This window comes from Streptomyces murinus, from assembly GCF_002154555.1.
In the GTDB taxonomy this organism is placed as follows: Bacteria; Actinomycetota; Actinomycetes; order Streptomycetales; family Streptomycetaceae; genus Streptomyces; species Streptomyces murinus.
In genome coordinates this window covers 1-19,744 of sequence record NZ_MUNF01000114.1, presented here as the reverse complement: position 1 = coordinate 19,744, position 19,744 = coordinate 1, and the positions used below count along the sequence as shown (strand labels likewise).

20 protein-coding genes and 2 pseudogenes are annotated in these 19,744 nt (G+C 72.0%); 9 read left to right on the top strand and 13 right to left on the bottom strand.

What is annotated here, in order from left to right:
* A pseudogene (locus CCN72_RS41660) lies at positions 1-191 on the bottom strand (hypothetical protein); the annotation flags it as partial.
* 15 nt (positions 192-206) lie between these two features.
* A complete protein-coding gene (locus CCN72_RS09135) occupies positions 207-1,799 on the bottom strand; it encodes an AMP-binding protein (RefSeq protein ID WP_086807072.1) in 1,593 nt (530 codons plus the stop codon).
* Positions 1,800-1,952: 153 nt separating this feature from the next.
* Between CCN72_RS09135 and CCN72_RS09130 the strand changes: the two genes are divergently transcribed.
* The 3 genes from CCN72_RS09130 to CCN72_RS09120 all read left to right on the top strand — a co-directional run bounded on the left by CCN72_RS09130 (position 1,953) and on the right by CCN72_RS09120 (position 4,139).
* Complete coding sequence (locus CCN72_RS09130; RefSeq protein WP_086807071.1) at positions 1,953-3,086, top strand: acyl-CoA dehydrogenase family protein; 1,134 nt, start codon at positions 1,953-1,955, stop codon at positions 3,084-3,086.
* On the top strand, positions 3,083-3,481 hold the full coding sequence (locus CCN72_RS09125) for a RidA family protein (RefSeq protein ID WP_086807070.1): 399 nt from the start codon (positions 3,083-3,085) through the stop codon (positions 3,479-3,481). The genes CCN72_RS09130 and CCN72_RS09125 overlap by 4 nt, the downstream gene beginning before the upstream one ends.
* A 91-nt stretch (positions 3,482-3,572) precedes the next feature.
* Positions 3,573-4,139 (top strand): DUF6299 family protein, encoded by a 567-nt coding sequence (locus CCN72_RS09120; protein ID WP_402142988.1) that lies wholly within the window; start codon positions 3,573-3,575, stop codon positions 4,137-4,139.
* A gap of 78 nt (positions 4,140-4,217) precedes the next feature.
* On the opposite strand, the gene CCN72_RS09115 is transcribed toward CCN72_RS09120, so the two are convergent.
* From CCN72_RS09115 to CCN72_RS09105, 3 genes are all read right to left on the bottom strand, one after another.
* Positions 4,218-4,418, bottom strand: a complete 201-nt coding sequence (locus CCN72_RS09115) for an acyl-CoA carboxylase subunit epsilon (RefSeq protein WP_037654298.1) — start codon at positions 4,416-4,418, stop codon at positions 4,218-4,220.
* Between the two features lie 11 nt (positions 4,419-4,429).
* Positions 4,430-5,974, bottom strand: a complete 1,545-nt coding sequence (locus tag CCN72_RS09110; RefSeq protein WP_086807069.1) for an acyl-CoA carboxylase subunit beta — start codon at positions 5,972-5,974, stop codon at positions 4,430-4,432.
* Positions 5,975-6,131: 157 nt separating this feature from the next.
* Positions 6,132-6,929 carry an AfsR/SARP family transcriptional regulator gene (locus CCN72_RS09105; protein ID WP_086807068.1) on the bottom strand — a complete coding sequence of 266 codons (798 nt, stop codon included), beginning with the start codon at positions 6,927-6,929 and terminating at the stop codon, positions 6,132-6,134.
* Between the two features lie 441 nt (positions 6,930-7,370).
* Between CCN72_RS09105 and CCN72_RS09100 the strand changes: the two genes are divergently transcribed.
* From CCN72_RS09100 to fabI, 6 genes are all read left to right on the top strand, one after another.
* On the top strand, positions 7,371-8,378 hold the full coding sequence (locus CCN72_RS09100; protein ID WP_086807067.1) for a DUF2156 domain-containing protein: 1,008 nt from the start codon (positions 7,371-7,373) through the stop codon (positions 8,376-8,378).
* Between the two features lie 43 nt (positions 8,379-8,421).
* Entirely contained in the window at positions 8,422-8,571 is a 150-nt protein-coding gene (locus CCN72_RS39560; RefSeq protein ID WP_164932611.1) for a hypothetical protein, read from the top strand.
* A 295-nt stretch (positions 8,572-8,866) separates the two neighbouring features.
* Complete coding sequence (locus tag CCN72_RS09095; protein ID WP_086807066.1) at positions 8,867-9,967, top strand: fatty acid desaturase family protein; 1,101 nt, start codon at positions 8,867-8,869, stop codon at positions 9,965-9,967.
* 144 nt (positions 9,968-10,111) lie between these two features.
* Complete coding sequence (locus CCN72_RS09090; RefSeq protein ID WP_086807065.1) at positions 10,112-11,485, top strand: MFS transporter; 1,374 nt, start codon at positions 10,112-10,114, stop codon at positions 11,483-11,485.
* 28 nt (positions 11,486-11,513) lie between these two features.
* Complete coding sequence (gene fdxA, locus CCN72_RS09085) at positions 11,514-11,840, top strand: ferredoxin (RefSeq protein WP_086807064.1); 327 nt, start codon at positions 11,514-11,516, stop codon at positions 11,838-11,840.
* The gene (gene fabI, locus CCN72_RS09080; RefSeq protein ID WP_086807063.1) at positions 11,837-12,604 is read left to right on the top strand and encodes an enoyl-ACP reductase FabI; all 768 of its coding nucleotides are present in this window, start codon (positions 11,837-11,839) and stop codon (positions 12,602-12,604) included. Before fdxA ends, fabI begins: the two co-directional genes overlap by 4 nt.
* Positions 12,605-12,664: 60 nt before the next feature.
* Here the strand turns inward: fabI and serS are convergent, their stop codons facing one another.
* From serS to CCN72_RS09040, 8 genes and pseudogenes are all read right to left on the bottom strand, one after another.
* Complete coding sequence (gene serS / locus CCN72_RS09075; protein WP_086807062.1) at positions 12,665-13,942, bottom strand: serine--tRNA ligase; 1,278 nt, start codon at positions 13,940-13,942, stop codon at positions 12,665-12,667.
* Complete coding sequence (locus CCN72_RS09070; RefSeq protein WP_086807061.1) at positions 13,926-15,410, bottom strand: APC family permease; 1,485 nt, start codon at positions 15,408-15,410, stop codon at positions 13,926-13,928. Before CCN72_RS09070 ends, serS begins: the two co-directional genes overlap by 17 nt.
* 111 nt (positions 15,411-15,521) lie before the next feature.
* Complete coding sequence (locus CCN72_RS09065; RefSeq protein ID WP_086807060.1) at positions 15,522-16,742, bottom strand: beta-ketoacyl-[acyl-carrier-protein] synthase family protein; 1,221 nt, start codon at positions 16,740-16,742, stop codon at positions 15,522-15,524.
* Positions 16,742-16,972: a phosphopantetheine-binding protein gene (locus CCN72_RS09060; RefSeq protein WP_010983730.1), complete on the bottom strand. Its 231-nt coding sequence runs from the start codon at positions 16,970-16,972 to the stop codon at positions 16,742-16,744. The genes CCN72_RS09065 and CCN72_RS09060 overlap by 1 nt, the downstream gene beginning before the upstream one ends.
* Positions 16,973-17,007: 35 nt before the next feature.
* On the bottom strand, positions 17,008-18,015 hold the full coding sequence (locus CCN72_RS09055) for a beta-ketoacyl-ACP synthase III (RefSeq protein ID WP_085567022.1): 1,008 nt from the start codon (positions 18,013-18,015) through the stop codon (positions 17,008-17,010).
* On the bottom strand, positions 18,012-18,992 hold the full coding sequence (locus CCN72_RS09050; RefSeq protein ID WP_086807059.1) for a ferritin family protein: 981 nt from the start codon (positions 18,990-18,992) through the stop codon (positions 18,012-18,014). Before CCN72_RS09050 ends, CCN72_RS09055 begins: the two co-directional genes overlap by 4 nt.
* Positions 18,989-19,537 (bottom strand): flavin reductase family protein, encoded by a 549-nt coding sequence (locus CCN72_RS09045; protein ID WP_037654314.1) that lies wholly within the window; start codon positions 19,535-19,537, stop codon positions 18,989-18,991. The genes CCN72_RS09050 and CCN72_RS09045 overlap by 4 nt, the downstream gene beginning before the upstream one ends.
* Positions 19,534-19,744, bottom strand: a pseudogene (locus tag CCN72_RS09040) (hypothetical protein); the annotation flags it as partial. The gene CCN72_RS09045 and the pseudogene CCN72_RS09040, both read right to left, overlap by 4 nt.

Here is a 19,744-nt window from a genome sequence, read left to right as displayed (position 1 = left end):
TGATCCGGCTGCTGGCCGCGGTCGGCGTGGACGCGCCCTCCGTACGCTCCTCGGTGTCCCGCCTCAAGCGCCGCGGCCAGCAGCCGGATCAGCTCGGCGACGGGCACCGGGCCGGGCATGGAGCGGCCGTACGCGCCGTAGAGCGTGACGATGAGTGATCTGGGGGCGTGCTGCTCGGACACGATGATCATCTTAGGTCGTCGGCATCACTGCTGGTCACCTGGGGTGCGTAGGCGGAACCGCTGCAACTTGCCGGTGGCGGTGCGGGGGAGGGAAGTAAGGAAGACGAACTCGCGGGGGCATTTGTACGGCGCCAGTTCGGCGGTCAGGAACGCGCGCAGCGCCTCCGGGTCGCGCCGCGCGCCCTCGCGCAGCACCGTGTAGGCGACCGCCACCTGGCCGCGCACCTCGTCCGGGCGGCCGACCACCGCCGTCTCCACCACGTCCGGATGGCGCAGCAGGGCGTCCTCCACCTCGGGCCCCGCGATGTTGTACCCGGCCGAGATGATCATGTCGTCGGCGCGGGCCACATAGCGGAAGTAGCCGTCGGGTTCACGGACGTACGTGTCGCCGGTGATGTTCCAGCCGCCGCGCACGTACTGGCGCTGCCGGGGATCCGCCAGATAGCGGCAGCCGACCGGACCGCGCACCGCCAGCAGCCCGGGTTCGCCGTCCGGCAGCGGGGTGCCGTCCGGCCGCTGCACCCGCGCCTGCCAGCCCGGCACCGGCACGCCCGTGGCGCCCGGTCGTATCCCCTCGTCCGCCGCGGAGACGAAGATGTGCAGCAGTTCGGTCGCGCCGATGCCGTTGATGATCCGCACCCCGGTGCGCTCGTGCCACGCCCGCCAGGTCGCCGCGGGCAGGTTCTCCCCGGCCGACACACAGCGCCGTAGCGAGGAGATGTCATGGCCGTCCAGGTCGTCCAGCATGGCGCGGTAGGCGGTCGGGGCGGTGAACAGGACCGAGACGCGGTGCTCGGCTATCGCGGGGAGCAGGCGGCGGGGGCCGGACTGTTCCAGGAGCAGCGCGCTCGCGCCGGCCCGCAGGGGGAAGATCACCAGACCGCCGAGGCCGAAGGTGAAGCCGAGCGGGGGGCTGCCCGCGAAGACGTCGTCGGCGCGGGGGCGCAGGACGTGCCGGGAGAAGGTGTCGGCGATCGCCAGCACGTCCCGGTGGAAGTGCATGCACCCTTTCGGACGTCCCGTGGTGCCCGAGGTGAAGGCGATCAGGGCGACGTCGTCACAGGCGGTGTCGATGGCGGGGTAGGGGGTCGTGGGCGCGGAGCGGTGGAGCAGGTCGTCGGGGGTGTCGCCGCCGTACGTCGTGATGCGCAGGCCGGGGATCTCGGCCTTCGCCAGGTCGTCCACCGCGCGGACGTCGCACAGTGCGTGGCCCACCCGGGCGATCTCGCAGATGGTCGCCAGTTCGTGCGGGCGCTGCTGGGCCAGCACGGTGACCGCGACCGCGCCCGCCTTCAGCACCGCGAGCCAGCAGGCCGCGAGCCAGGGGGTGGTGGGGCCGCGCAGCAGCACCCGGTTGCCGGGTACGACGCCCAGCTCGCCGGTGAGCAGATGGGCGATCCGGTCCACGCGGGCGCGCAGCTCGTCGTACGTCCATACGGGGCCGTCCGGGGTGCGGAAGGCCGGGCGGGCGCCGTCGGGGTGGCCGAGGAGCTCCACCGCGCAGTTCAGCCGGGCGGGGTAGCGCAGCTCCGGCAGGTCGAAGCGCAGCTCGGGCCAGTCCTCCGGCGGCGGCAGGTGGTCGCGCGCGAAGGTGTCCACATGCGCCGAGAGATGCATGGCCTTGCCCCCTTGCCGTGACGGACGTCCGGACGGGCATTGCTGGCGGGCTCGCGGTTCGAGCGTATCGTGTTGGTGACGGCAGTCAACTGTGCGCGATAACGTCGTACGGGTGGACGGTCGTCGTGGTCCGTCCCGGAGGGAGGACCGGCAGTGCCCGCATTCTCACTCGAACCGGAACGGCTGGCCTGGTGCGCGCAACTGCGGGCGCTCGCCGCCGAGCGGTTGCGCCCGCTCGCCGACAAGGGCGCCCCCGGCCGTGTCAACCGGCCCCTGCTGGCCGAGCTGGGCCAACTCGGCCTGTTGGCCCGGCTGTTCACGTCCGGCGCGCTCGATCTGTGCCTGATGCGGGAGTCGTTGGCGCAGGGCTGTACGGAGGCGGAGACCGCGCTCGCCCTCCAGGGGCTCGGCGCCCATCCCGTGCACGCGCACGGCAGCCCGGCCCAGCGGGAGCGCTGGCTGCCCCGGGTCGCCGACGGCGGCGCGGTCGCGGCCTTCGCGCTGAGCGAGCCGGGCGCCGGCTCGGACGCGGCCGCGCTGGCACTCGCGGCCGAGGAGCGCGGGGCCGGGCGGTGGCGGCTCACGGGGGAGAAGTGCTGGATCTCCAACGCGCCCGAGGCCGACTTCTACACCGTCTTCGCGCGCACCGCGCCCCGCGCCGGTGCCCGGGGTGTGACGGCGTTCCTGGTCCCCGCCGACCGGCCCGGACTCACCGGCCGCGCACTGGAGATGATCTCCCCGCACCCCATCGGCGCGCTCGACTTCGACGCGGTACCCGTCACCTCGGACGATGTGCTCGGCGAGGTCGACCGGGGCTTCGCCGTCGCGATGGGGACGCTCAATCTCTTCCGGCCCAGCGTGGGGGCGTTCGCGGTGGGCATGGCGCAGGCGGCGCTGGACGCGACCGTGGCGCACACCCGTGGGCGGCAGGCGTTCAAGGGCCGGTTGATGGATCTCCAGGCGGTGTCGCACCAGGTCGCGGAGATGGCGCTGCGCACCGAGGCGGCCCGGCTGATGGTGTACGCGGCGGCGAGCGCGTACGACGAGGGCGCGCCCGATGTGCCCCGCCGCTCCGCGATGGCCAAGCTGCTCGCGACGGAGACCGCGCAGTATGTCGTCGACACCGCCGTGCAGTTGCACGGCGCGCGTGCCCTGGAGCACGGTCATCTGCTGGAACACCTCTACCGCGAGGTGCGGGCGCCGCGCATCTACGAGGGCGCGAGCGAGGTCCAACGGGGCATCGTCGCCAAGGAGTTGTACGCCGCTCAGGATCAGGAGGTCCGGTGACCGCCGAACGTGTCAACCCGCCCGAGCTGGCCCCGGCCACGGGGTTCTCGCACGCCGTCGTCGCGACCGGCTCCAGGGTGGTGTTCCTCGCCGGGCAGACCGCGCTCGATGCCGACGGGAAGATCAGCGGTGACACACTGGCCGAGCAGTTCGAGCGGGCGCTGGCCAATCTGCTCACCGCCCTGCGCGCGGCCGGCGGCACCCCCGCGGATCTGGCCCGGGTCACGGTGTACGCCACGGACGTCGCCGCGTATCGCGCGCAGGCACGGGAACTGGGGCGGCTGTGGCGTGCGGCGGCGGGCCGGGACTATCCGGCGATGGCCGTCGTTCAGGTCGTACGACTGTGGGACGAAACGGCGCTGGTGGAGCTGGACGGGTTCGCCGTACTGCCGTGACGCGCCACCGCCCGGGTGACGGTCACACCCGCCGGGGTGGGCGACGGGTACCAGTGGAGGCCCCCGAAACGGTGCAAACCTGGAGGTATCCATGCCTGTCCGCCCCGCCCTCGCCGCGGTCCTCGGCGGCGCCGCCCTGCTGACCCTCGCCGCGGCACCGGCCCACGCCGCGACTCCGGCTCACGCCGCGACTCCGGCTCACGCCGCGACTCCGGCCCTCGCCGCGGCACCGGCTCACGCCGCAGGATCGGCTCACGCCGCGGGATCGGCCCACATCGCCGTACCCGTTCACGCCGTACCCGTCCACGCCGCCCCCGGCGAGTCCGTCACCGTCGACACGGTCGGCCGCCTCGCCGCCGACGGCACCGTCACCCTGACCGGCACCTACCGCTGCACCGGGAACACCGGCCCGGTCTTCGTGACGTCCGCCCTGAGCCAGCGCGACCCCCGGGTGAAGCACGGCATCGGCGGCACCGTCGCGCGCTGCGACGGTACGACGCACACCTGGTCCAACTCCGGCCAGGTCAGCGGCGAGACCCTCATGCCCGGCACGGCCCATGTCCAGGCCACGGTGATGGAGCTGCGCCCGGTGGGGCTGGTGCCGCTGCCGGTGTTCCACGCCACCGCCGACCAGGACGTCACCCTCGTCCAGGGCTGAGCAGGGGCGGCCACCCGGGAGCCGGGGCCCAGGGCAGGCGCGCCCGTACCGGTGCGCCGCCCCGGGCCGTCCGGCGCCTCAGGCCCGCTGCCAGCTGTGCGGGGCGTGGAAGGAGTGCGGGCGCCAGGACGTCGTGCCCGGGGAGGACGTGTCGGTGCCGGGGCCCGGGAGGGCGCTGCGGCTGAGCAGGAGGACGGTCAGGGCGGCCAGTTCCTCGTCGGTGGCTTCGCCCCGCTCGACCCGGATGGGGGGAGTGGGGGAGGGGGTGGACACGGACATGGGGACCTCCGTCATTGAGGGGGGTTGCCGTGCTTGCGGGACGGGAGGTCGGCGTGCTTGCTCTGGAGCATCGCCAGCGACTTCACCAGCACCTCGCGGGTCTCGGCGGGATCGATGACGTCGTCGACGAGACCGCGCTCGGCGGCGTAATAGGGGTGCATCAGCTCGGACTTGTACTCCTTGACCAGCCGCGCGCGCATGGCCTCGGGGTCCTCGGCCTCGGCGATCTGACGGCGGAAGATGACATTGGCCGCGCCCTCCGCGCCCATCACCGCGATCTCGTTCGTCGGCCAGGCGAACGTCAGGTCCGCGCCGATCGACTGCGAGTCCATGACGATGTAGGCGCCTCCGTACGCCTTGCGCAGGATCAGCGAGATGCGCGGCACGGTGGCGTTGCAGTAGGCGTACAGCAGCTTCGCGCCGCGGCGGATGATGCCGCCGTGCTCCTGGCCGACGCCCGGCAGGAAGCCCGGCACGTCCAGCAGGGTGACCAGCGGGATGCTGAAGGCGTCGCACATCTGCACGAAGCGCGCGGCCTTTTCGGACGCCTCGATGTCGAGGACGCCGGCGAGGGTCTGCGGCTGGTTGGCGATGATGCCGACGACCTGGCCGTCGAGGCGGGCGAGCGCGCAGATGATGTTGCGGGCCCAGCGCTGGTGGACCTCCAGGTACTCGCCGTCGTCGACGATCTCCTCGATCACCTTCGTCATGTCGTACGGCCGGTTGCCGTCCTCCGGCACCAGGTCGGCCAGCGCCTCGCAGTGCCGGTCGGCCGGGTCGGAGCACTCCGTGCGCGGCGGGTTCTCCCGGTTGTTGCCCGGGAGCAGCGAGAGGAGGTAGCGGACCTCCTCCAGGCAGGTCTCCTCGTCGTCGTACGCGAAGTGGCAGACGCCCGACGTCTCGGCGTGCACGTCCGCGCCGCCCAGGCCGTTCTGGGTGATCTCCTCGCCCGTCACCGCCTTGACCACGTCCGGGCCGGTGATGAACATCTGCGAGGTCTCGCGGACCATGAAGACGAAGTCGGTCAGCGCGGGGGAGTAGGCGGCGCCGCCCGCGCACGGGCCGAGCATCACGGAGATCTGCGGGATCACTCCGGAGGCGGCCGTGTTGCGGCGGAAGATGCCGCCGTAGCCGGCGAGCGCGGTCACGCCCTCCTGGATACGGGCGCCCGCGCCGTCGTTCAGCGACACGAGCGGCGCGCCGGCCGCGATGGCCATGTCCATGATCTTGTGGATCTTGGTGGCGTGGGCCTCGCCCAGCGCGCCGCCGAAGATCCGGAAGTCGTGCGCGTAGACGAAGACCGTACGGTCCTCGACCGTGCCCCAGCCGGTGATCACACCGTCGGTGTACGGCTTCTTCGCCTCCAGGCCGAAACCGGTGGCCCGGTGCCGACGCAGCGGCTCGACCTCCTGGAAGGAACCGGGATCCAGGAGCAGTTCGATCCGCTCCCGTGCCGTCAGCTTGCCCTTGGCGTGCTGCGCCGCGGTCGCCTTCTCGCTCGGGCCGGCGAGCACGCTCTCGCGTATGCCGGCCAGTTCCGCGATATGGGACTTCATCTCTGCCTGCCTCTGCGGTGAGGTGACGTGACATCGGACGCTGCCCGCGCCGGGCCGCCGCCGGTGCGATCCGGACACGATCGTGGCAACGCGGTCTGACCGGGCGCTGACGGGCCGCTTACGATCCGGCCCGCCGCGCCCGGACCGCGCCCGGCGCTCACACCGGCTGGAGCGCCGTCGGGGCCAGGTGATCGCCGGTGAGCGCCGGATCGTGCGAGAGGATCGCCAGCTCCACCTTGCGCAGCGCGGGCGACGGCTGGATGCCCAGCTCCTCGTCCAGCCTGCGGCGCATCCGGCGGAACACATCGAGCGCGTCGGCCTGCCGGCCCGAGCAGTACAGGGCGACCATCAGCTGCTCGCAGAAGCGCTCGCGCAGCGAATGGTTGGTGTGCGCCTCGGCCAGCTCCGCGAGCACCGACGCATGCCTGCCCAGCCGCAGTTCGGCGTCGAAGCGCAGTTCCATCGCGCGCATCCGGTACTCCTCGTACCGTGCCCCCGCGAGCTGGCACATGGTGCCGCCGGGGAAGCCGCCGAACACCGGGCCCCGCCACAGCGCGAGGGCCTCGCCGAGCATCCGGGCGGTGCGCTCCGGGTCCTTGGGCCCGGCCGACTCGGCCTGCCGTACGGACCGTACGAACTCCGCCGCGTCCAACTCGCCCTCGCCGACGCTGAGTCGGTAGCCGGCCGGATGGATGGTCACCCGGGACGTCGGGCGGTCCGGCTCCAACGCCCGCAGCCTGCGCCGCAGTCGGCTGATGTGTGCCTGGAGGGCGTTGGCCCGGTGGTCGGGCAGGGCCTCGCCCCACATCTCCTCCGCCAGGCTCTCCCCGGACACCGGCCGTCCCTCGCTGACCAGCAGGGTCTGCACCAGAGTGCGCTGGAGATCGCCGCACACGTCCGCCTCACCGGCGGCGGTGCGTATCTCCAGTGCTCCGAGTACGGAGAACCTCAGCATATCTTTCCCCCTAGATGACAATTCCTCGCCGACGGTGTTTCCGGAGTGGTGCTGCCGTGAAAGAAAGAATGGCCGAACGCGCCATGCCCCGGCGGGCCTCGACCTGTACCGCGGCCCGCCGGGGCATTATTTCCGCCGGGACGGGGGGCGGCCGGCGGCTTCTGGGTGGTGCCGAATTCATGGACGGACGCCAGATATTTCCCGCCGCCCGGGGCGGGAAGCGCGTCCAGCCATGGTTCCGGCCGTGGCGTAGAGGCCAAGATGTGAACTTGCGGCTCCGGATTCCGGCGCCGTTCACGTCAACCACATTGGCAGCACGGGCTGACGGAATGCTGACGCGGTTCTGACACAGGTAAATGAATGCCCAACTGCTCTTTTCCAGGGCAACGTTACGGTGCTGTACTCCCTTTGACGGAAAACGCTCCCGAAAGGGGTAAGGGAATGACCGCGATCACCACCGAGACCGGTACAGACAGTCTGATTCTCGACGCGATACGAGCCCACACCACGAGCGAGAACCCGAGTTCCTTCCTCGCGCTCAACAGCGGAAACAGTGTCTTCACCGTCCCGGGCGTGGACGGTGTCGTCGTCTACCGCCGCACCGGCCGCTGGGCCGTGCAGTTCGGCGGCCCGTTCGCCGCCGAGGGCGACTACGACACGCTGCTGGACGCCTTCCGGACCTACGTCCGGGACGAGGGCCTGAGCCTGGTCGGGGTGCAGCTCCAGCGGGCCGACGCCGAGCGGTACGCGGCGCGCGGCTGCGTCGTCAACCAGATCGGCGCCTCCTGGGCGGTCAGCCTGGCGGACTTCACGCTGCGCGGCACCAAGTTCATGCAGCTGCGCAACAAGATCTCCCGCGCGCTGCGCAACGGCCTCCAGATCCAGGAGGTCGACGCGGCCGAGGTCGCCGACCACATCGCCGTGATCGACAAGGCGTGGCTCGGCTCCAAGGGCGGCGCGCAGCAGCTGGAGTTCCTGGTCGGCCAGATCGGCGGGCCCGCCCAGGCCCAGCGCCGGCTGTTCAGCGGCACCATCGACGGCGAGCCGGTCGCCTACATCTCGTACTCGCCGGTCTACGGCAGCCGGGCCGGCTGGATGCACGACCTCAGCCGGCGCATCCCCGAGGGCTCGCCCGGCCTGATGGAGGCCATCAACGCGCACGCCATCGAGATCTTCCGCGCCGAGGGCGTCGAGTGGCTGCACTTCGGCTTCACGCCGTTCACCGGGCTCGACGCCGGACACGAACTGGAGGGCCACAGCCCGGCGTTCCAGTGGCTGATGCACGCCCTGTGGGCCGAGGGCGCGGCGCTGTACCCGGCGCAGACCCAGCTGTCGTACAAGCAGAAGTGGGCCCCCGACCTGTCGATCCCCGAGTACGTCGCCTTCGACGGACCGGGGGCCTCGCTGCCCGGCTTCGCGCACATCTTCCGCGCCTGCAAGGCGTTCTGACACCCCGCCCCGCCCCCATCCCGCATCGACAGGAGACGATGAAATGAGCCAGTCCACCGAGGACCTCTCGCACGCCGTGGTCGAGCAGCTGATGGCCGTCATCGGTGCCCCCGACGACGCCCAGGTCGCCGAGACCGCGGACGCCGCGGTGCGTGCCCTGGACGACCGCCTGCGCGCCGAGGCGACCGCCTGAGTGGCCGCACGGGCGGCCCGGGTACCGGCCGCCGGGGCGACCTTGGCCCGATCAGACCGGTATCAGTGCCACATCAGTGGTGCACGGAACGCTGGACGTACGTTCGCCCGGTGGTCCGGGTCCGGGAGTGCCGCACTGTACTCCCGTCGCCCGGGTCCGCCGGGCGGGCCACAGCCCGCGGCGGTGACGCCACGCGGGAGCTGAAGTCGACTCGCGGCGCCCGCAGGTCCGCAGGTCCGCGGGGCAGCGGCGCCGCCGCCCGCTATCGGGCACTTTCTCCCAAGGAGAGCAACGCATGCAGCGTCCGCACATACAGGAAGCCGTGGCCGCGGCCGCGCCGGGCGGCGAACGCACCGGCGCGTCGGCCACCTTCGCCGAACTGCTCAAACGGGTCAAGGCCGAGGGACTCCTCGATCTGGACCCGCGCTACTACGTGGGCAAGCTCGCCCTCAACACCGCCCTGCTGGCCGTCGGGTTCGTCGCGTTCTTCGAACTGGGCAACACCTGGTGGCAGTTGCTCACCGCGGTGTGGATGGGCCTGTGCGGCGGCCAGTCGGCGTTCATGTGGCACGACGCCGGCCACAAGGCCATGTTCCGCAGCAAGAAGGCCGCCTCCGCCGTCGGTTACGTGCACGCCAACCTGGTCAACGGGGTCAGCTACGGCTGGTGGGTCAACCACCACAACCGGCACCACTCCAACCCCAACCACCTCGACATGGACCCGGACATCGGCCGGCGTACCGCCATCTTCGACATCAAGCAGTACCCCACCCGCAAGGGCACCCAGAAGCTCGTGGTGCGCTACCAGAGCGTGATGTTCTTCGTGCTGCTGGTCCTCGAGGGCTTCAAGATGCTGAAGACCGCGGTCGTGTCGATCACCGGCGGCAAGACCAAGCGCCCCCTGCTGGAGACCTCTCTCATCCTGCTGCGCGCCGCCGTCTACCTCACCTGCGTCTTCACCTTCCTGTCCCCGGGCCTCGCGGTCGCCTTCATCGTCGTCCAGCACGCCGCCCTGGGCGTGTACTTCGGCATGATCTTCGCCCCGAACCACAAGGGCATGCAGGTCCGCGACGGCGAGGAGGAGACCCTGGACTGGTTGCAGCGCCAGGTGCTCACCTCCCGCAACATCCGCCCCAGCCTGTTCATCGACTTCCTGTACGGCGGCCTCAACTACCAGGTCGAGCACCATCTGTTCCCGGCCATGCCGCAGAAGAGCCTGCCGCGCGCCCGTGAACTGACCATGGAGTACTGCGCCGAACGCGGTGTGCCGTACCACGAGGTCGGCTTCTGGCGCTCGTACCGCGAGGTCGCCTCCTTCCTCCACAAGGTCAGCGCGCCGGTGCGGCGCGGTGACGTCGACGAGCAGATCCGCCGCCAGGCGATGGAAGCGGCCTGATCGTCCAACCCCCCTTGACCACCTCCGACTTACCCCCACACCTGGCCCCCGGGCCGCACGCCCGGGTCCGCCGGTGACCCGGGCGGTTCCTTCCCCAGAAGCACAGCGAAAGCGTGCGACAGCAGTTTCCAAGGAGCCAGCCCCATGTCCCAGACCACCGCCGCGGCCGGCGGTCGCACCGCTCCCGTCCCGATCGGCGCCCGCCTGGACCGCATGCCGATCACTCCCCTGCATCGAAGACTCACCGCGGTCATCGGTGTCGGCCTGTTCTTCGACACCTTCGAGAACAATCTCTCCGGCACCATCGGCAAGGTGTTGCAGAGCGACTTCGGCTTCGGCACGACCTCGCTCAAACTCGTTCTGGCCTCCGCGTTCGTCGGCCAGTTCATCGGATCCCTGACGCTCGGCCGGATCGCGGACCGGTTCGGCCGGCGTCGGGCCTTCCTGATCAACCTGGCGATCTACTCGGCCTGTTCACTGCTCGGCGCCTTCGCGCCCAACGCGGCCTGGCTGATCGTCACCCGCTTCCTCGCCGGTCTCGGCATCGGCGCCGAACAGGCCCTGTCCGACTGCTATCTGGCGGATGTGCTGCCCGCCTCCAAGCGCGGCCGGTTCATCGCCTGGGCCTACACCCTGGCCTTCTGCGGGGTGCCCGCGGTCGGCTTCGCCGCCCTGTGGCTGGTGCCGCTGTCCCCGCTCGGGGTGGCCGGCTGGCGCTGGCTGTTCGTGCTCGGCGCCCTCGGCTCCGCCGCCGTCTGGGTGCTGCGCAGGCAGCTGATCGAGTCCCCGCGCTGGCTCGCCGCCGCCGGCCGCACCGAGGAGGCCGACCGGCTGGTCGCCCGCCTGGAGGCCGAGGCGGCCGGAGCGGGCCTGCCCCTGGAGCCGCCCGCCCCGCAGCAGGACACCGACACCCCCGCGCGGGACACCCGGCTGCGCGACATCTTCCGGCCCGGACTGCTGCGCCGCACCCTCGTCCTGTGGGTGTTCTGCATCCTGTCCGTCGTCGGCTACTACGGCTTCGGCACCCTCGCCCCGCAGATCGTCGCCGCCAAGGGCTACGGCGTCGTCGCCGGCCTCGGCTTCACCGCGCTGTCCTTCCTCGGCTACCCGGTGGGCTCTGCCCTCGTCCTGCCGATCGTGGACCGCATGGAGCGCCGTACCCTGGTCGCCCTCTCGGCCGCCGCGATGGTGGTCGCGGGACTCGGCTTCGCCTACGCCGGGTCCGCGGAACTCATCGTGCTGTGCGGCTTCGCCTACACCCTGTTCAGCAACGTCTTCTCCAGCGTCTCGCACGTCTATCTCTCCGAGCAGTACCCGACCGAGATCCGGGCCACCGCGGCGGGCGCCGCGTACTCGCTGTCCAAACTCAGTGCCGGCGCACTGCCGTTCGCGCTGCTGCCGGTCCTCGACGCGCACGGTCCCGGCGCGCTGTTCGCCGTCATCGCCGCCGCCATGGCCGTCCTCGGCGTCACCGTGCTGTCCCTCGGCGAGCGCACCACCGGTGTGTCCCTGAAGTGAACAACCCCTATTGATCAAGGAGTTGAGCATGGCCTACGTCATAGGACTGCCCTGCGTCGACATCAAGGACCGCTCCTGCGTCGACGAATGCCCCGTGGACTGCATCTACGAGGGCCGCCGCGCCCTGTACATCCATCCGGAGGAATGCGTGGACTGCGGAGCCTGCGAACCGGTGTGCCCGGTCGACGCCATCTACTTCGCGGACGACCTGCCCGAGGAGTGGGGCGACGACCACGCCGCCTCCAACGCCGACTTCTTCACCGCCCTCGGCTCGCCCGGCGGCGGCAGCGCGGTCGGCCCCCAGGACCATGACTCCCCGCTGGTGAGCGCCCTGCCGAAGAAGGTGTCGGCATGAGCGGCATCCTCGCGGGCAAGCGCATCCTGGTGACCGGCGTGGTCACGGACGCCTCCATCGCCTTCCATGTGGCCAGGATCGCCCAGGAGGAGGGCGCCGAGGTGCTGCTCACCGGGTTCGGGCGGCTCTCCCTGATCGAGCGGTTCGCGGCGAAGCTGCCGAAGCCCGCCCCCGTCATCGAACTGGACGTCACCGACCAGGACCACCTGGACACCCTGGCCGAGCGGCTCGGCGCGCACACCGACGGCCTCGACGGCGTGGTCCACTCCATCGCCTTCGGCCCCCAGGGCGCCTTCAGCTTCCTCGACGGCACCTGGGACGACGTCTCGACCGCCGTGCATGTCTCGGCGTACTCCCTCAAGTCCCTGACCACCGCCTGCCTTCCGCTGCTCAAGCAGCGCGGCGGCTCGGTCGTCGGGCTCACCTTCGACGCGGCCGTGGCCTGGCCGCACTACGACTGGATGGGTGTCGCCAAGGCCGCCCTGGAGTCCACCAGCCGCTATCTCGCCCGCGACCTGGGCGAGTTCGGCATCCGCAGCAACCTGGTCGCGGCGGGCCCGCTGCGCTCCATGGCCGCCAAGTCCATCCCCGGCTTCGGTGAACTGGCCGACGTCTGGACCACCGGACGGGCCCCGGCCGGCTGGGACCTCACCGACCCGGAGCCGGCCGCCCGCGGCGTCGTCGCCCTGCTCTCGGACTTCTTCCCGCGCACCACCGGCGAGATCGTCCATGTGGACGGCGGGGTGCACATGATGGGCGCCTGACGGCGCGCACACGGGAAGGGGGCGGGTGCCGGAACCGGCACCCGCCCCCTTCCCGTGGTGTCACTCGGTCGTGCCGCCCGGCAGGATCCGCCGGAACCCGGTGTACGGCCGCAGCGCCTTCGGCAGCAGCACCGAACCGTCGTCCTGCACCCCCTGCTCCAGCAGCGCGGCCACCGTCCGGCCGATCGGCAGCGCCGAGCCGTTCAGGGTGGCGGCCGGCGTCTTGCGGCCGTCGGCCCGCTTGACCCGGATGTCCGCGCGCCGCGCCTGGAAGGTGCCGCAGTCGGACACCGAGGAGATCTCCCGGAAGGCGTCACCACCGGGCAGCCACACCTCGATGTCGTACGTCATCCGCGCCGAGAAGCCCATGTCGCCCGCGGGCAACAGCACGGTACGGAAGGACAGTTCGAGCCGGCGCAGACACTCCTCGGCGTGCCCGACCATCAACTCCAGCTGCTCCTGGGCCTCTTCCGGCGCGCAGATCCGCACCAGCTCCACCTTCTCGAACTGGTGCAGCCGCAGCACCCCGCGGGTGTCACGGCCGTACGCGCCCGCCTCCGCGCGGAAGCAGGGGGTGCGGGCGGTGAAGGCGTACGGCAGCGCCCGCGCGTCCAGCAGCTCGCCGGAGACCAGATTGGTCAGTGGCACCTCCGCGGTCGGGATCAGGAACAGCTCCCGCTCGCCGACCTGGGTGCGGAACAGGTCCTCCTCGAACTTGGGGAGCTGCCCGGTACCGGTCATGGTGTCCCGGGAGACCAGGAACGGCACCGACTGCTCGGTGTAGCCGTGCTCGCGGGTGTGCAGATCGAGGAAGAAGTCGGCGAGGGCGCGCTCCAGGCGGGCCCCGGCGCCGTGCGCCACGCTGAACCGGGCGCCGGACAGCTTGGCCGCGGCCGGCGGGTCGAGGATGCCGAGGGTCTCGCCGATCTCCGCGTGGTGCCGGGCGCCCTCCGCCGGACGCGGCGCGGGACCGCCCCGCCGTACCTCCACGGCCTCCTTCTCGGAGTCGCCGTCCGGGACGCTGTCCAGCGGCAGGTTGGGGATGCCGAGCAGCAGCTCGGTCAGGTCCCCCGCGGCCACCCGGGCGAGGCCCTCCGCCTGCTGCACCTCGGCGCGCAGCGCCCGCGCGGCCTCCTTCTCGGCCTCGCTGGGCGGGCCCGAACGGCGCGCCTTGGCCGTCCTGTTCAGCTCGGTGCGCAGCCGGGTCACCTCGGCGTTGGCGGCCGAACGGGCGCGCAGCGCACCGCCCACGGCCTCCAGGTCGAGGTCGTAACGGCGGCGGGCCAGGCGGCGCTTGGCGTCCTCGCCGGCCTCGATCAGCTCATTGGGATCGTGCATGGCGGTCTCCTGACGGGGTGGGGGAGAGGTCGGGGGTCACGGGCGCGGCGGTGTGCCGGACGCCGAGCTGCCGGTAGCGCAGCGGGTGGGCGCTGCGCAGCCGGGCCGCGTAGAGGAGCCCGCCGAGCGCGACCAGCGGCAGCAGCCAGGGCAGCGCGGCGATCACCTTGGAGGGGGAGCCGGTGAGCATGTCGAAGTTGCCGACCACCAGCCACACGGAGGTGGCGAGCCCGGCGAAGCCCAGCAGCGGGGCGAGGGTCTCCTTCCACCAGTGCCCGTGCCCGGCGCGCAGCCGCAGCCCGAGCACCGACAGCGCGGCCAGCGCCTGGAGCGTGACGATGCCGAGGGTGCCGAGGCCGAGCATGCTGGTGGTCAGGTCGGCGTACGGGTCAAGGCCCGCCACCGCGAACCCGGCCAGCACCAGCGCGGTCAGCACGCTCTGCCAGACGCTCGCCCGGTGCGGGGAGCCGTGCCGCTTGTGCTCGGCGGCCAGCGTGCGGGGGAGCAGCCCGTCCTGGGCGAGCACCTGGGCATAGCGGTTGGCGGCGCTGTGCAGGGCCAGTGTCGCCGCGAACAGGCTGGTGCACAGCAGCACTTGGAGGATGGTGCTGCCCGCCGTGCCGAGGAAGTCGTCGCCGAGCCCGAAGAACAGATCGCCCATCTGCTTGCCCGCGACCTCGCGCACCTGGTCCGGGCCGATCGCGCCCACCGCCAGCCAGCTGGTCAGCGCGTAGAAGCCGGCGATCAGCGCGGCGGCCGCGTACGTCGCCCGGGGCACGCTGCGCGCCGGGTCGCGCGCCTCCTTGCCGTACAGCGCCGCCGACTCGAACCCGATGAAGGACACGAACGCGAACATCAGCGAGACACCGACGCCGGGGCCCGCGGCGGTGTGCGGGGAGAAGGAGGCGGCGGGCAGCGCGTGCACCCCGTGCCGGACGAGGATCGCCACGTCCAGCGCCGCCAGCACCCCGATCTCGCCCAGCATCAGCAGGGCCAGCACCCGGGCGCTCAGCGCGATCTCCCGGTAGCCGAGCACCGCGGTCAGCACCAGCCCGACCGCCGCGCACCACTCCCAGGACACCGTCAACCCATGTGCGGCCAGCACCAGTTGGGTGAAGTAGCCGAGGGCGCCGGCCAGGCCGATGGTCGCGCAGTTGTACGCCAGCAGCGCCATGTATCCGGCCGCGACCGCCGGGGGCCGGCCGAGCCCGTCGGCGACGGAGGCGTAGAACCCGCCGGACCCGCCGGTGCGCCGCGCGCTGACCGCGTACCCGGCCGAGAAGCAGAGCAGCGTCACCCCGGCGAACAGGAACGCCGCCGGTACCCCGGCCCCGTCGCCGAACGCGAACGCGAGCGGGACGGTGCCGACCATCGCGGAGAGCGGGGCCGCGGCGGCGACGATGAGAAACAGGATGTGCGCCGTACCGAGCCGCCCCGAGACGGGCGGCGAACCACTGGTGGTGGACATGGGTGCTCCAGATATTGGGGAGTGGGGTGGGGACGTGGGGGGTGACGTCAAGGCCAACAGCCGCCCGCGGAACGTGCTCAGCGGACGGCTGTTGTGACTCGGGGCGGACGCTCAGGCGGGCGCGATCGCCAGAGCGGTGTTCTGCCCGCCGAACCCGAGGGAATTGCTCAGCGCCAGATCGATCGGCATCTCGGTCAGGGTCTGGGCCAGCTTGATCTCCATCCGGGCGTCCGGCATCACCAAGTTGGCCGTGGGCGGGATGAGTTCATGCTCCACGCTGAGCACGGTGAACGCGGCCTCGACCGCTCCCGCCGCGCCCAGCAGATGCCCGGTGACACCCTTCGTGGACGTCACCACCGGATCGCCGCGCAGCGTCCGCTGGATCATCCGTGCCTCGGACAGGTCGTTCAGCGGCGTCGACGTACCGTGCGCGTTGACGTGCTGGACGTCGTCGGGGTCGGCCCCCGCGTCGGCGAGCGCCGCGCGGACCGCCGCCTCGATGCCGGCGCCGTCGGGATGCGGCGACGTCATGTGGTGGGCGTCGGCCGTGGCGCCGTACCCGATGATCCGCCCGTGGATGTGCGCACCACGGGCCCGCGCGTCGGCGACGCGCTCCATCACCAGGATCCCGGCCCCCTCGCCGGCCACGAACCCGTCGCGGTCGGCATCGAAGGGGCGGGACGCGGACGACGGGTCGTCGTGCCGCCTGGACAGCGCGCCCATCTGGGCGAACCCGGCCATGACCAGGGGGGTGATCATGGCCTCGCTGCCGCCGGCCAGCACGATGTCGCAGCGGCCGAGCGCCAGCAGGTCCCGGGCGGTGCCGATGGCCGTCGCGCCGGACGCGCACGCGGTGGCCACCACCAGATTGGGACCGGTCGCCCCGAACTCGATGGCCGTCTGACCGGCCAGCATGTTCGGCAGCTGCATCGGCAGCAGCAGCGGCGACACCCGGTCCGCGCCCTGCTCGCGCAGCACATGGTGCTGTTCCTCGACCGTGCCCGGGCCACCGTCGGCGCAGCCGAGGACCACGCCCACCCGGGCGCCGTCCCAGGTCTGCGGGTCCAGGCCCGCGTCGGCCACCGCCTCGTGCGCGGCGACAAGCGCGAACTGCACGAACCGGTCCAGGCGGTGGGCCCGGCGCGCGCTCAGCAGACTCTCGGGATCGAAGCCGGGCACCCGGCAGGAGAGTTGTACGGGATTGTCGGCCAGCACCGGATCGAGGGCCGCGGCCGGCCTGCCGTCGCAGACCGCCGCCCAGCTCGGTCCGACCCCGATCCCGCCGGGGGTGATCAGACCGAGCCCGGTGACGGCGATGTCCATCGCGGCCATCAGACCTTCGCGCTCCGCTCCTCCATCAGCCGGACCATGTCGGCCACGGTCTCGGCTTCCAGGAGGTCGTCGTCGCTGACGTCCAGGTCCAGCTCGGACTTCAGCAGCAGCGACAGCTCCACGACGGCCAGCGAGTCCAGCTCGATGTCCTCCCGGGTGGCCTCGGGAGTGATGGCCTCGGGCGACACCTTGAGCTTGTTGGACAGGATTTCCTTGAGCTGCTCCAGCATGACGATTCCTTTCGAAGGTCTTCTCTGACGATCGGTCAGATGGTCTGGAGTTCGGGCCAGACGACCGTGGCCGCGCCCCAGGACAGCCCGCCGCCGAACGCGGTGAGCAGCACCCGGTTCCCCGCGGTCAGCCGCCCGTCGGCGGTGGCCTCCGCGAGCAGCAGCGGGATGGAGGCGGCACCGGTGTTGCCGACCCGGGCGATATTGCTGAGCCGCCGCTCCTCGGGGATGTCGAGCCGGTCCGAGACGGCTTCCAGGATCCGGGCGTTGGCCTGGTGCGCCGCGAACCGGTCGACGTCGTCCAGACGCCAGCCGGCCCGCTCGACGGCCTCGGTGGACGCGCTGGTCATCCGCTCCACCGCGTGCCGGTAGGTCTCCCGCCCGAGCATCCGGAAGTAGTGGTCCTCCGGGGCGGCCGGGCGGCCCGCGGAGCGCTGCTTGGAGCCGCCCGCCGGGACCTCGATCAGATGGCTCAGTTCACCGTCGCTGCCGAGCACCAGCGGCCCGAGCGCGCCGGGTTCGTCCGGCGAGCCGGCCCGCAGCACCACCGCGCCCGCACCGTCCGCGAAGATCACGGCGGTGGTGCGGTCCTCCGGGTTGATGATGGTGGTGAAGGCGTCGGCGGCGATCAGGAGCACGCTGTCGGCGACCCCGGAGGCGATCAGCCCGGCGGCGGACGCGAGGCCGTACAGGAATCCGGAGCAGACGGCGGCCACGTCGAAGGCGGGCACCTGGCCGAGCCCGAGCCGCGCGGCCACCTGGGGGGCGGTCGCGGGGCAGGGCTGGTCCGGGGTGGTGGTGGCGAGCACCACCGCGCCGACCTGCTCGTCGCCCGCCGACTTCAGGGCCCTCAGGCCCGCCTCCACCGCGAGGTCGCCGGTGGAGGTGCCGGGGGTGATGTAGAACCGCTCGGCGATGCCGGTACGGGTGCGGATCCACTCGTCGGAGGTGTCGAGGCGCTGCGAGAGGTCCTCGTTGGTGACGATGTTGGGCGGGACGTACGAGCCGATCCCGGTGACGACCGCCGCCCGCCCGGTACTCATGCGCCGGCCTCCGAGGCGAGGACCTCGACGGGCAGGCCCATGTACTTCATACGGACGTCGGCCATCTCGTCGGTCCACTGCTCGGCCATGTCGTAGCGCTGGTCGGCGGTGGTGTCGAGGAGCCGGACGCCCGGCCACACCTCGTAGTCGCCGATCAGGTCGGCATGCTTGAACATGCCTTCCTGGAACAGCTCTTCGCGGTGGATGACGAACTCCCGGTCCGGCAGCTCGTCCCACAGCTTGACGCCCGAGCGCAGGATCTCCAGGAGCCGGGGGGTGTACTCGGGGTGCTCGACGAGGTGGTCGCGCAGGATGGTGCTGGCCACGGTGAGGTGGCGGATCTCGTCGATGGCGGTGCCGCGGGAGATCTCGCCGGTCGCCGGGGACAGCGGGGTCCACTTGCGCTCGCTGAGTTCGGCGGCGGGGGCGAGGACGCCCTCGATGATGATGGCGAACACGCCGACGCCGCCGGGGAAGTCGGCCTTGTCGCGGACGATGTCCAGGGTGAAGTCCACCACCGGGTTCAGGACCCGCTTGCGGTAGTCCTGGGTCATCTCCTCGATCTCCCGCAGCAGCGCGCTCTGCGGGACGCCGAGGTCCACCAGGTGCTGGCGGAAGACCCGGGCGTGCCGTGCCTCGTCGATCAGCTGGGTGGCGTAGAACTCCATCTCGGGGATGGCGGGCGCGATGGTCACGTAGTGGCCGAGCAGCCGGGTGGCCAGCTCCTCGGAGAGGGCCCGGAAGCCGAACTCCAGGATCAGCGCCTCGCGCAGCGGGCCGGGGGCCTTCAGGAAGTCGGGGGTCAGGGCGTTCGCGTGGTGGCCGGTGGCACCCCGGTCGCGCAGGGTGCCCTGCGCGACGGAGGTGAACCAGTAGGCGAGGTCGCACTCCTCGGGGCCGAGGGTGAGTTCCTTCGCGCCGTCCAGCAGACCGGGGGCCTTCTCCCAGTCGGCCTCGGGGGCAACGGGTGCGGTCATGATGCGGCGGTCTCCTTCGCCGGACGCAGGGAACCGGCGAACAGCCCGCCGGTGTAGCTCAGCAGCGGCAGGCCCTCGTCCGCGGTGGCCCGGACGACATGGCCGAGCAGCAGCTCGCTGTCGCCCGCGGCGTGCGCGGAGTGGAACCGGCAGACATAGTGGGCGAGGGCGCCCGCGATCAGCGGGGCCTGGGCGTAGCGGTCGGCGGTCCAGGCGAGACCGGCGAAGGACGCGCTGCCGTCGGGCCGTGAGCTGTCCGCGAACCGCCGTGCCACGTCGGCCTGTTCGCCGCCGAGCACATTGATCGCGAACCGGCCCTCGGCGGCGGCGAGCCGGGCGAAGGACGAGCCCGCCCGCAGCACCACCCCGACCAGCAGGGGCGAGCGCGAGACCAGGGTGACGGTGCTCGCGGTGGTGCCGTGCATCCGTTCCTCGGGGCCCGTGGTGAGCACGGACACCGCGGAGGCCAGGTGGTACAGGGCCCGCCGGCGCTCGGCCGGGTCCTGGCGCACCGCCCGGCGCACCGGGGTCGCGGCGGTGGTCATCGTACGGCCTCCGTCTCCCGGACGACGGGACGCGCGGGGACGTGCCCGACCGGCACCGGGTCCATCTCGTGCCCGACCGGCTTGGGGTGCGGCAGCCCCAGATCGTCCAGGAGGTGGAGGTATCCCTCCTGGCGCACCGGCTCGAAGGGCAGCGCGAAGGACTTCATGAAGTTGCCGAACAGGCCCCGGTCGCCGAAGAGATGGAAC